This window comes from Candidatus Zixiibacteriota bacterium (genome assembly GCA_034439475.1).
Lineage (GTDB): Bacteria > Zixibacteria > MSB-5A5 > GN15 > FEB-12 > JAWXAN01.
Window position 1 is genome coordinate 1 of record JAWXAN010000013.1, and the last position, 12,910, is coordinate 12,910.

Consider the following 12,910-nt stretch of genomic DNA (forward strand, 5'->3'; position numbering starts at 1 on the left):
AAACGATGGCGTCCAGCTAAACGAAGCCGTTCCGTTTCCGTTATCAGTATATGTCGCACCGGTCGGAAGCGCAGATGATGTAAGCGCAGGAATTGTGCCATCCAGATCACTTGCACTAACAGCGAATGCGAGTAGGATGTTTTCAGTCGTATTCTTGGCTCCGATTGCCGCGAGAACCGGCGATTGATTTATGTTCGCGACAGTGATACTTACAATCTCCGAATCAATATCAGCCGTGACCGCATCAGCGGCATAGAACGTAACACTATATCCGCCAGCCTGGGTAAAGTCCGGATTAAATGCAAAACTTCCGGTTCCATTGGCGTTGTCAATAAATGTCGCATTGGGCGGCAGTACCGATGTGGACAGAACGGGAATTGTCGCATCGATATCGCTTGAGGTCACGCCAAAATTCAGGGCCTGACCTTCATCGACATTTTTGGCTCCGATTGCAGCAAGTACCGGCGGGGCTGTCTGCGCTGTGGCTCCTGCAGCGAGAAGCGCGGAGACAAGCAGTGCGAATAATATCTTTTTCATATTCATAGTTTCGTTTCCTCCAACGCCTCTATTTCAGCAAGAGCATCTTTTTTGTTTGACTTACTTCCCCTATCCGCAATCGGTAGAGATATATTCCTGTCGCCACCCGAGCCCCATCGCTCGATGTTGCGTTCCATTCAACCTGGTGTTCACCCGGCTGTAATTCCTCGTTCAGCAATGTGTTGACCTGTTGTCCGAGTACATTGAAGATTTCCAAAGACACTTTCTGTGTTTTGGTTCCCCCAGAAGAACGAGGCACCGTGAACTCGATCGTTGTTGTCGGATTAAATGGATTCGGATAGTTCTGTTTTAGAAGGAAACTGACCGGTAGCGGGGCATCGACACCCTGTACGCCCACCGATGTTGCCGTGCCGGTCGAAAGAAGCGCCTGGCTCAATCGAAGCACCGATTTATCGCCGGATTGGATATCGTCTTTTGCCGTAATCGGTATCTCAACCAAATCGGCAAACCCGGGCTGGAGCAATCCGGACTCACTCGATGACCGGTCTAATGTATAAAGTATCATACGAAGGCTGCCGCGGCCATCATCTTTGTACTGTAAAACGAAGTTGTCGGCATCAGTGCTAATTTTTGGCTGACCAACAGTCACAGCCGCCGGGTCATAGGCAACTTCAAGCTGTACACCGGCAATTTTGTGATGCAACTCGGTTTTAATGGTCATCATTTCGGTTGTGCCGTATGGAATGTTATCGTATGCCAGAGAGACGACGGCATCCGGGCCCGGCTCAGGAATGCTGGGACTTGGCGAGATTGGCGATCCGTATATAAAGTTTATATCTCCGACCAAATCAAACACATTCACCGAATCGTTGGTGATAATATCCGCGGTCGAAAACTGCCGCGGAGTCAAACCGAAATTGCCAATGATATACGCGACAATATTGACCACATCAGCCACATTGATTCGCCTGTCAAGATTCACATCGCCAGGATTGTCGATATCGATGATTCCTGAATCAGTCTTGAGCGTGTCAGAAGCGACATTTGGATTAGGGTCAATCGATTCAAAGGCGCTGTCGAGATGTATCGGATAGCGCTGCCATGGAATCGCGCTTGAATCTATCGAGAAGACCGCATATAAAATCGCCGTACTGGTGTCTGAAACGACAGGCTCATTATTAAGCCCGAAAGACAACACTTTCACTCTGCCGGGTGTATTTCCGATATTGTCATAGACAACATAGTCTGGGATTCGGCCTGTCACGACAAACGAATCAAGAGTGACTACATCAAGCGGGTGTCTGAGATTAAACTGAATACCATACACGGTCTTATTCGTAATAAGATTTATCGGGAACATGACGCCCTTAGCGCCCCTGAGTCCGCCAACCGGTTTTTGATTGGCCGCCGATGTCGAAAAGAGTTTGTCGACCGGAAGCGCGCTCACTTGAATCGTCGCCGCTGTATTGGTGGTTCCTCCGCTGTTGACTGCCGAAAAGTTCACGACAAATGTCCCGACTTGGCCGATATTCGGCGTAAAGCTGAATATTCCGCTCACCGGGCTCGGACCAAGAATTGGATTTGTCGGCGCAAAAGCCCCGTTCTGCGGAATATTGCTTGCACGGAGAGTTATGTTTCCATTGGCGGCTTGGCCGGTAGCAGTAACCGTAAAGCTGACCGCTTGTCCTTCTGTCGTTACATATGCTGGACCCACAGGAGAAAAGCTGATTGTAGGGACACTAACTGGAGGTGGTGTGCCGCTTACTGTAATTGTCTTGCTTGCTGAGTCTGATTGAACTCCCTTCCACGCTTTGAGCTTGAAAGTACTGGTCGCCACTAACGAAGTTGGCAGGCTGGATGTCAAAGTCGTCGAGGAAAGGATATAAACACCATCTTTATAAAGTTGCAGCGAGTCGCCATTAGTTACAGTCCAATTGAGATTAAAAAATTCGCCGGGCGCGACTGTTGACTTGCTCGCACTAAGGACAATAGTCGGTTTAGGCGGAGTCGTGTCAGTGATAAACCGCATCAACCCTGTGAATTGAGAAGGAAACACAAGATTATCAATCGGTTCAGTAACACCCAGCGGCGTCCAGACTTCATTCAACTGCCCCGCATTACATCCGCCAAAACAGGTGCGGATCGGAAGTCCGCTTGAGGTATCAACAATACAAATATCTTCTCTAAGCAGGAAGAATCGCGCCGTATCCCGAAGATGTACCAATGTCGGTTTCGCGATAAACTTTATATAGAAGATTACACTTCCTGCCGCATCGGCGGCTAGGGTATCTGCAAATTTTGGAGGATCGTCTACCGGAAGAGGCGGGAGCAAGGTAACTGAAATTGAGTTCAAGCGCCGGTTGTCAGTATTCGGATTGACTGGAGTTGTGTCATTTGTAAGATATACTCCGCTAAAATCCGAACTGTTAAGCGCGGACGCCAGCCGCCCCGCAGGAATCATATCAAGAAAATAGGTTGTGTCCCCACTAATTGGGTTTATGTCAAGAATCTCGACCAAATCCAGCTTTGATGTGTCAAACCGAATAAAGAAACGAAACGCGGTAACTGCCGAATCGTTGTCCAAAGAGAACGGCATAAGCACCGTATCGCCTGGCGAACCTCTGAAATCTAAAATACGCATCGATTCTTTTGGCGATGGGGTCAGATCAGCGCAAGACTGCGCCTTCACCGATTGATTCCAAAACAACGCGAACAACAGACACAGTATAGGAATCTTCAATAATCGCATCGTTACCTCTATATGGTATAAAATAATATTCTTCTCAGTCACATTCCCTCTCATCTTATTTCACCAAGAGCATTTTCTTGGTTGAGGATTCAGTTCCGGCCACAAGCCTGTACAAATAGACACCGGACGAAACAGACGCTCCATTTTCCCCATGTCCGTCCCAGACTACCGTGTGCGATCCAGCCGATAAATCATCGTCGACCAGAGAGCGGATTTTCTGTCCGGCAATATTGAAAATGGTCAGTTCCACTCGCGAAGCGCGGGGGAGCGCAAAATTAATCGATGTACTTGGGTTAAACGGATTCGGATAATTTTGCATCAATATAAATTCAGTCGGTAAGGTAGTCACAGTTGTCGAGTGGAGTGCGGTCACAGCGCGGCCTTCGGAAGATGACAACTCGACCTTCTCAAAAGAGAACGACTCAGACGACATTCCTTCAATTGAAAATAGCGGAGAATACCCCGCCGCTATTGAATTCGCTTCGAGACTATAGACGAGCACATTGAGCATTCCGCCGATCTGTTCAGCCGTACATGTCATATTCGGTTGAAGCCCTGTTATCTGCGGGTCAGTCCCTTCAGCCAGCGGAATCTGAATATAGACCCCGCCCAATTCAAAATCGGCCGAGGAGAAGACCGTTGTCCGGTGAGCCTCAGCTTCAATACTTATTTGTGCCGTCAGTTCGGCGGAGGAATTGAATTCCCGTCTCGGACCACCCGAGACAACAGTTTTTATCAAAAGCACCAGATCAGAAATCGTGGCCGCGAGATTGTCATTATTCACATCCGAATTGGCGTATTGCAGCGCATTGAATGAATAGCTGAACGGATTGATGAGGAAATTTGAAAAATAAATGGCATCGCCGATTTCAAAGGCCAGCCCATTGAGATTAATATCACCCCGATTGATAGCTCCGACACTTTCAAATGCAACACGCCCATTCAAGTAGAAAATCTGCTCCCGGCTGATCTTGACGCCCAGCGAGTCTACCAGTGTGTTGTCATTTTGCTCGAAATCCAAATACTTGAACGCGAGCGGAACACTCAATCCGCCAAGACCTATATCACCACTCGTGGCAAAAGTCATTTTGGCAATGGCTCCATTGCCGGAAGTCAGGACACCGCCGAGCGGCGCTGTAATGTCGGCTGTGCCGATAATCCGCAGATCGCCCGGACGGCCGGACGCATTATTTGTATAGGTGAAATATTCAAAAGCCGCTGCCCGCGTTCCTGTCTTAGTCAATGAAGCCAAAAAGAGCGCGCTCGGATCATAGTTGAAAAGTATATTGAAGCCCGTTATCGGAACCTTATTATCTAAATGAACTTCAATCGTCGCGGTTTCACCCGGATAAACCTCCACGGTATCAATAGACAAAGTGTAGATATTAACCGGGTTGATTCGTACTGATATCTGTGCGCTGTCGGCCGCTCCAGTTGGGTCAGATGCCACAATCATGACATTGTATTCCCCCGAATCAACTATGGTCGAGTTCCAGTTAAAATTCGAAGGATTCCCCGGGGTAAAAGTTGCCGCTGTCGGTTTATTTATGATTGTCCATGATATCGCCTCGAAATCCAGATCGACAGCCGATAGCGCGAAAGTTACAAGACTTCCGGCATCAACCGTAATTGTCGCCGGAGAGGTTACGACCGGACGGCGGTTCTTGTTTGTTACATTGATTTGAATTTGCTGCTGGGTGAACCGATTTCCATCGCTTGCGCGAAAGGTAACGGTAAACGGTGAACCGGCTGATGAATACGGGCCGACATAATCAGGCCGCCATGAAAAACGCCCCGTGCCGTCGCCGTTATCTATGAATGTCGCCCCGACAGGTTTCGAAGTTACCGACAACGAAAGATTATCCAAATCAATATCGGCCGCGCCGACTGTCAATACCAGACTATCACCTTCCATTATAGACTGATCATTCATTGAAGCAATTGTGGGGGGACGATTGACATGTTTCACGACCACTTTCCCTTGCGCAAAGGCCGGGCGAATTGGCCCGTTGGTCGTGGCTTCAACAAGGAGAAGTTCTCCTCCCGGCGGATAGAAAAGACTGTCAATCTTGGCCACCGCTCCAGCCGCTGCCGATAATTTCACGGTAAAAAGAGCCGTAAAAATAAGTCCGTCGCCAACGGCAAGAGGACTCTCAAATATTTTTATAACGGCAACGACAAAATGTCCATTTGTGTTTTGGGCCAATTCAGGATTGGTAATCCGCGTGGCGATATAACTCACCCGTGACCCAAGGAAGTGAATTGAATCAAGCTGTAATAATGCGGTATCGTATATAATCGGAATGGAAATAGAGCTTATCAGCTCATCATTCCTGAGCGAAAATCTGACTGCCGCTTGTCCACCGGCTGTTGTCTGCACAGAGTCTACATAGACCAGATCAAGAGCGCCGAACGGGTCGGACACAGCTGAGACTCTGCCGCCAAACAAAAGCATCGTGCCAAGAGCTACTGTAATATATTTGAACATCATCGTCATTCGTCCGCAAGGAGATTACTCCGACTACTGTCTGAGCAATTACCAGACCAGCTTTACCTTCTGTTAATGACAGCTCGCCTCATTTCCTTCGCGGCCAAGGCCAAACATCCACGAAACTCTTTAGTGTTTTTCAACAAGTCCATGTAAGAAAAAGAACACTAAAGACTTAGTCTCTAACGACCGTGCCAAACCATCTTAACAATCAGGCGATTATAGTTCCCTTGCAGTTATGGGCAAGCATATAAGTGAGGTCTAAATTGAAACTCAAACCTATCATTATAAAGCCAAACAATTGCGCAATGCCCTGCGCAGCGCCCTTTTTAGATACCCCAACCGGACCCAATATACAAAAAAAGATGACCTTTGGCACGAACTTTCTGCCAGTCATCTTGAATAATTTTCTCATCTGCAATTCTTCTATTCTCTGCAATTCTTAGTCTATTTCTTCTCTATATCTATGTCGCCCAGCTTACTCCTCCCGTCTTAAAATTATCCCCGGGAAGGAATTATCCTTCCCGGGGAGGTATCCAAAAAAGATTACTTCAAGAGTACGGCTTTCTTGGTCAAGGAAACCTGACCTTTGACATCAAGCTTGTAGAAATACACGCCTGAAGCATTGTTCGAAGCATCCCATTCGTAGGTGACAGTACCGGCATCTGAAGAGCCATTGAATTCGTTAACAACCTGGCCAGTTACGTTGTAAATGGTCAAGGTGTAGTCGCCTGCTTTAGGCAGACCGAAAGAAATGGTGGTCTTCGGGTTGAACGGATTAGGATAATTCTGATTCAGCGAATAGCTGGACGGAATTGTCTTGGCCGCAACCATGTTACCTGTAGCGTCAGCAAGTTCGACGCTTACGATCTGAGCGTTGTTCAAATCAAGGACATCGCCTGAGAAGGAGTTAACGCCGAAACCAAAGTGGTTGACATCCGGGATAACAAGAATACGGGTATTCTGGCCATCAAAGCTGGATGTCATTACTGTACCAACTTCGTTGATAAGCAATTCCGGAGTTACGTTGCCTTTGACGACAACAAAAGCGCCACCAAGTTCGCCATCAACCGAGAATGTACCATTAGTATAATTGTACTTTCCTGACTGAGCGGAGACCTTAGGAACGGCTTGGAAATCACCAACGACGACTTTGATTGCATAAACCAAGTCAGCGACTGTCAGCGGGTTGCCGTCAGCATTGACATCGGAAGCAGCAATCGAACCATCGACATGACCAGCGAAAGCGCCAAGGCCATTGACGAAATAGTTGGTGAACATGACGACGTCAGCAATTTCGATGTACACGCCGTTGAGGTTTATATCACCACGGGCGTCGATTGAGTCGGCGCAGATGATACAAACTCCACCGTTCTGGAAATCGATATTGCGAATCGGGGCTCCTTTAGGACCTGGGACCAAGCAGCTGTTCTGAGCGCCGAGGTAGGTCGGGAAGGTGCCTGTGCCGTTGTTGACCGGATTAGAATTGCCAGATTCAAACACTTTGTCTGAGACATAAAGCTGCGAACCTGAAGCGTTTGAAAGGGTGTTGTCTGTGCAATCAACCCAGAACCAACGGATCGGAACATACTGGCATTCAAGTGTACGGTTGTTTGAAATCAAGAACACAACATGAGCCAATGTGACCGGAAGGGTACCAACAAAAGGAGTCGGGCTGGCACAACCGGGGTGGTTGGCGCCATTGTTGGTTTCGGCAATACCAACTAAGCGCATCAGACCTGAAGGGCATCCACCTGAGCAGATACCGTTCGCGCCGAAGCGATAGGTGAAATATTCCCATCCGCACTCAGTGTAGATGGCACCCGGGAGGGCAGACTGAGGAGAAAGTGCGGAGTTGTCATAGGCGATAAGGAGGTCAAAGCCGCCGAGACCTTGCTGCGGATCGATACTCTCAAGAGTAAGGTCGACTGTGACGAATCCGCCTTGGATCTGACAAGCGACATCTTCGATCGTCAAGCCATACGGAGCGCCTGTGATGACATTGTAGCAAACGTTACAGGTATCGGAAGCGAGACCGTCGGATGCAACAACAGCAAAGCAGCGAACTGCAGGGCCATCGGTGGCGGACGGAGTGTAAGACAGAAGGCCCGTTGCGTCAACGGAGAAAGCACCTGTGGTGCCGGGGGTCAACGCAGTAACGGTCCAAGTCAGCGGATCGCAATCATCGGAAGCATCAACATTCTGCGTCTTGGTGTCACCGGTTGTAATGGTGAGGGCACCAGCCGGGCAGGCTGTGATGCTCGGACCAGCGTTGGTCACGATGATATTGACAGTACAATTAGGACCGTCGCCAGCATCGTCTGCATCGACTACGAGGGTAATCGAAGCGCCGACATCAAGAAGAGTCGCGCCGTTCCAGCTCCACACGCCAGTCGTGGTATTGATTGAACCAGGACCGCTGACGAGTTGATACAGGAAGCCATCGGACTCGACATCTGTGGCGTTAAAGTCGTATGTCAAAGTCGCGCAATGGCTGCCAGTGATGCTCACCGGGCAGTTTGAAATGGTCGGAGGAAAGTTCGGGGACTTGAAGATTTCATAGCAAGTCTTACCCTGCCACGTCGGCTTCACGTTCGGTGTAGAGAGACCAGCCCATGTCCAGGTACCAATCGGCGCTGTACCTGCAGCGGAATCGATGCAGATATGCTTACCGGTATCGGACAATTTCGAATTGATGATGATCTGATAAGCAATACCATTGTAGCTGGTTGAAAGACCTTTTGTAGGATCGAACGAAACACCAGCAAAGGCAATGGAATCAGCATTAGTTCCCTGGGTAAGAGGCCCCGGGAAGTGGCGGCGGTTGATGAAGAACTGGGTAAAGAAAGATGGGGCTCCGGTATTGATGTTACCAGCAACGTTGTTGGTTCCATACGTGGAATCCCATGTGGCGCTGTCCGGGGAGGAGATGGCAAAGCCGTTGTTCGGATTATAATTCTTGGCGGCAGGACCTCCAAGGTTATTAATCCGGATGCTGATAACGTGTACATTGCCGGCCTCGAGTTGGAGGGGACCAGCGTCATTTGAGACGTTATCAACGGAGATGTGCTGTTGAGCGGATGCCGAAGCTGCCGCCAAACAGATTGAGAAAACTAAAGCGAAGAAAAATGAAAGTCTTTTCATTTTTTTCTCCTAACTTCTTCGTTAACAAATTAGTGTGCGCGACGATCATTATCATTCTTTTTCCCGCCTCAATTTAGCCGACCGATACAACAGCGAGAGCCAACCAGCTGGAAGTATACCTCGCGGCTTAAATCAAAAATGATGTTAATCGTGAAAATTCCTATTAGAGCGCGTGCAAGATGCCTCTTTTAAACGTCCTCCTCTCCATCGCTTACGCCTGTTTATCTCCTGGACGCCGGAGTGTGTGACCCAGACATCCATTTTTTCGTTCTCAAAAAAGTAATTCATTATTCAGCATTCAGCCGGTATTATCTCTTTGTGCAGTTACCGTTCAGCCAACAACAATTTGCCCATTTAGTTTTATCATTGCAGACAGCACATATCTTGGAGGGATATAAATAAATAATCTATCAAGACCGTCAGGTCGGAAATATCAACCGATCCCTCGGCATCGCAGTCCAAATTTCCGATAGAGAGCGGCTCAATCGGAGCTAATGTTATAAAGAGAAAATCAATCAGAACGGTAAGATCGGAGATGTCAATGCTCTCCGCCGGGTCATGGTCGAGATTACCGCATGCCCCGCATTCGGTTCCTTCGGCTACCGTGAGAGAGCCGACATAGAGCTTCACCTTGTTCGTATCCAACGTCGCAACCGTATCCAAAGTAATCTTAATTGAATCGTACGGCACGCCTGAGACCTGGACATAGTTCACGCAGACTTGATTGTCCGGCGGAAGCCAGGAGTTACAGCGGTAATAATTTGTGTCCGGAACGGTGGTCGTGACAATTCCTATAGATGTGCCATCGGGTCTTGAGAAGTTGAAATGGTCAAGAAATGGCTGAGGTATAATGTAGACTGTGCGGTCTGTGGATGAATCGGGAACACATTTAATATCTCCAAGGAGCCGGAACAATACACCGCCGCTTTGAGGGGAAATACCGGGAGTCGTGCCGCCACTGCCGAACAAATCGGCGATTCCGGTGACTTTGATATCGAAACCCGATCCGGTTATTGAACGCGCAACGACATATTCCCAATTTTGAATAAGTGTGCCGGCGATGCTAAAACTGCCGACCACGGCCTCAACTGTGTCTATATGCCTGATATTCCACGTTTCGTTTTTGGACCTTCCGACGGAATCGACACAATTCAGACCCTGATACTGTCTACAGAACCAATAGGTGGTATCGACCACGGGCACTGTGTCGGTTTTGAACACCATTATATCGGGACGATCAAGCTGGAGCCAAAGCTCGAAAGCTGACACCGTCTGAGTGGGATTGTCCAATGAGACAGTCGTCATTGAGTTTTGTTGGCCGGCATTGCCGACGGTATCGCCGACGGTGACTATAATGTCTGGAATTTGCGCTTGTACAGACAACGCGCCGCCAAGGAGTACTATAAATGAGAGGGCGCACAAAGCGCCAAACGAGATGCGATACTTACGAAAGCCTGTTGACATACACCTTACCTCCTGAACCAAATTGATTTACGATACCTCTACTGTCTCCGGACAGTCCTATTATTCTCGGAGCGACGATCTCTTATAACGCGACTGATACAACCGTATTTGTGCCACGGTTTATTTTAGAAGCGACTAAGAAATGTTTCGTTAACAGTAGTGCGTAAAGAAACCAACCTGTTAGTAACTCTCAAGCGACCCCCACAGCCGGCTTAAGAAAGAAGTACTTATCGTGACAGCTTGCGATCGAAAAAAAGTAGTGCAGCGTGACCACTCTTCAATGAGCAGTCTCAATCTTTTTGTTAGAGGTTTCACCTATCATCCGAATAGAATATACTCCTGTCGCTCCATTCTGTCAATACATAATATCAAAAAAACGCTATTATTTAGGGCTTTTTTCGCCTTTCTCTGCTAAAGGTTAATTGGCCAGCGGCCTGTGTGTCACATTAGGGAATTGCGAGCCACGAGTCTTTGTCAGTCTGTTTTGCGACCAAATTCAAAGCTCAATGGCCGGACTAAATCGAAACTAAGCCCCTCAGAATGATCTTTTTGCCTTCAACTGATCAACTCCCCAGCCTATCCTTACATCATCTTATCAACGTATGTTCGGCATCCTCATCGTATGTTCAACGTCCTATATATAGTGGAAGAGCCCGTCCCTCTCCTTTTGTTCATTTATGGAACAGCAACCGGGTACCCCACTCCGCCATCGGCGGACGGTGTGATCTTCTCCCCCGGTCTCAGGAATCCCTGACCCCGCGGTCACCCCCTCCTATGGCGGGCAACCACAGGGGGTTGCCCCTACAATATCACCAACTTATGACTCCGTAGGGGGCAGGCCCCTGTGCCTGCCCAGTTCTTTACTGTGCTGTCAGGCGCCCCCGCCTGACAGTTAAACCGGGTACCCCACTCCCCCACATGCTCCCATAGCAGGAGCACCGCCGGAGCACAACCTGCAGAAACTCCATATTCCCCATTTTTGCCCCAAACTTCAAGAAATAATCATGCAAATCCGGATTTCCCGTATATTGCCTTAGGACTTTCATCCCCTTTGAACGTCCTATATAATGATATTATGATAGCCAAGAAATGCAGACACTCGGAGACCAAATGTTTCGATTTTTAATAGCAAAGCTCATGCCCCTCTTTTTTTGTCTTCTCTATTCTTTTTCTCCGGTTGCTCGGATGAAAATCCGGTCGATCCCTCCGATGCACCGCCGGTGAACTTGACAGCCTATATAGCGACCCATACTGAGCCCCATGCCCTCTCTGCTCCAGCGGCTGTCGCCGGTGATTGGATGAACATATTGGTAATTGGCGGACAAGAAATTGTGCCTCCGGATAACGGGTCATATTACCGGCTGTCACTCATAGCCGATGACGGCTCGGAAGTGATTGTTGTAAACAACGATACCACTCTTTTCGGCGATCTTGTCGAATGGGAGAGGGTGAACCAGAGATTTGAGCTCCATCCCTTTGAGATAGAATTCACAACCAACTTAGTGGCCGACTATAAAGGCTTTGCAGTTTACTCAGTTGCCGGAACAGAGGCAAATAGACTTGCTCAGGTTGTTTTGCCGCCATCAGTTTTGGTTCCCTTGAGAGCCCTCTACGCCAAGACCGAAACCGAGTCCGGCCCGGGCTACGAACTCTTTGAAAATTTTGAGGACATTGACGGGCTTGTTCACCCGATGGAGAATTCGACCGATCCTACGCTTGTAGAAATAAGAGGGCTGGCCGCCCAAGCCGCAATATATGTTACTTCGCTGGTCAATGCCGCCGCCGAATTTCATGACATGGCCGGGGCAGTCGTCGCCGCTGATCCAAGCTTTACAAGTGGCTTTAATAAAATAGTCGACTATTGCGAAACAGAAATTCCAGCCTCCGCCACCGCAATTTCAAGCCATTTGACGGCTATCCAAAACTCAACCAATCTGTTGATCGCCCGTGATCATGCTCTTGCAATTCATGACATTTACCATGGAGAGACCGGTAGCTTTGTCGAGCTTTTTACCTCGGTGCAGACAATTTTACAGGCCTACCCGCGAGCTGTGTTTGGCGAAGGCCTTAAAGAGGAAGAGCATGTCGGCGGCGGACACGGCCGTTAAGTGTTGGAAATTTGGTTTCGCTTAAAGTGTATATATAATCGCATGAGAACTAATTCGTTTGGACATCGTTATCTTTCTAATCCAAGAAGAATATTTTCGATTCTTCTTGTCGGGTATTTCCTCCTCTTCGGCTCGTTTTTGGGGCAGGCGCATGATTACCCACATATTTTCTCAAGCGCGACGAGCGCCGAAAACCCCGATGATTGCGGCCACGATGAAAGCTGTCCAACTCATCATCATTCGTCATCCTGTCAATTGTGCAAAACCGACGGACAGTTCTTTGCTCTTGCTTCAGCGCTGCTCTCTGATCTCAGGCCAACGTCTGTAGACAAGACTAAAATAGTTATATCCGCAAAAATCTATCCCCTTCCGCTCAGGGACATTTCCCTGCGTTCGCCTCCCGTGACTCTTTCCTGACAAATCAAAAAAAGACAATGACCATTTCGCGCAGATTTTTTG

General features: G+C 48.5%; 7 protein-coding genes. 2 read left to right on the plus strand and 5 right to left on the minus strand.

Annotated features, from left to right (window positions below; translation table 11 throughout):
* The 5 genes from SGI97_01130 to SGI97_01150 form a co-directional block, all read right to left on the minus strand.
* Nucleotides 1-537, minus strand: a 537-nt coding sequence (locus SGI97_01130) for an Ig-like domain-containing protein (GenBank protein MDZ4722507.1), incomplete at its 3' end; no start/stop codon positions are given.
* A gap of 28 nt (nucleotides 538-565) precedes the next feature.
* Nucleotides 566-3,187 carry a FlgD immunoglobulin-like domain containing protein gene (locus SGI97_01135; protein ID MDZ4722508.1) on the minus strand — a complete coding sequence of 874 codons (2,622 nt, stop codon included), beginning with the start codon at nucleotides 3,185-3,187 and terminating at the stop codon, nucleotides 566-568.
* Nucleotides 3,188-3,302: 115 nt separating this feature from the next.
* Nucleotides 3,303-5,738: a cohesin domain-containing protein gene (locus SGI97_01140; protein MDZ4722509.1), complete on the minus strand. Its 2,436-nt coding sequence runs from the start codon at nucleotides 5,736-5,738 to the stop codon at nucleotides 3,303-3,305.
* Between the two features lie 543 nt (nucleotides 5,739-6,281).
* Nucleotides 6,282-8,879 carry a T9SS type A sorting domain-containing protein gene (locus tag SGI97_01145; protein ID MDZ4722510.1) on the minus strand — a complete coding sequence of 866 codons (2,598 nt, stop codon included), beginning with the start codon at nucleotides 8,877-8,879 and terminating at the stop codon, nucleotides 6,282-6,284.
* A 363-nt stretch (nucleotides 8,880-9,242) separates the two neighbouring features.
* Complete coding sequence (locus SGI97_01150) at nucleotides 9,243-10,343, minus strand: hypothetical protein (GenBank protein MDZ4722511.1); 1,101 nt, start codon at nucleotides 10,341-10,343, stop codon at nucleotides 9,243-9,245.
* A 1,220-nt stretch (nucleotides 10,344-11,563) separates the two neighbouring features.
* On the opposite strand from SGI97_01150, the gene SGI97_01155 reads away from it, so the two are divergent.
* Complete coding sequence (locus tag SGI97_01155) at nucleotides 11,564-12,451, plus strand: hypothetical protein (protein MDZ4722512.1); 888 nt, start codon at nucleotides 11,564-11,566, stop codon at nucleotides 12,449-12,451.
* A gap of 42 nt (nucleotides 12,452-12,493) precedes the next feature.
* Nucleotides 12,494-12,868 (plus strand): hypothetical protein, encoded by a 375-nt coding sequence (locus tag SGI97_01160; protein MDZ4722513.1) that lies wholly within the window; start codon nucleotides 12,494-12,496, stop codon nucleotides 12,866-12,868.
* Nucleotides 12,869-12,910: the final 42 nt, after the last annotated feature.

Bases quoted from the DNA above. Each gene is read 5' to 3' on its own strand.
- SGI97_01140 (MDZ4722509.1), bottom strand. From the start codon at position 5,738: ATGATGTTCAAATATATTACAGTAGCTCTTGGCACGATGCTTTTGTTT.
- SGI97_01145 (MDZ4722510.1), bottom strand. From the start codon at position 8,879: ATGAAAAGACTTTCATTTTTCTTCGCTTTAGTTTTCTCAATCTGTTTG.
- SGI97_01150 (MDZ4722511.1), bottom strand. From the start codon at position 10,343: ATGTCAACAGGCTTTCGTAAGTATCGCATCTCGTTTGGCGCTTTGTGC.
- SGI97_01160 (MDZ4722513.1), top strand. From the start codon at position 12,494: ATGAGAACTAATTCGTTTGGACATCGTTATCTTTCTAATCCAAGAAGA.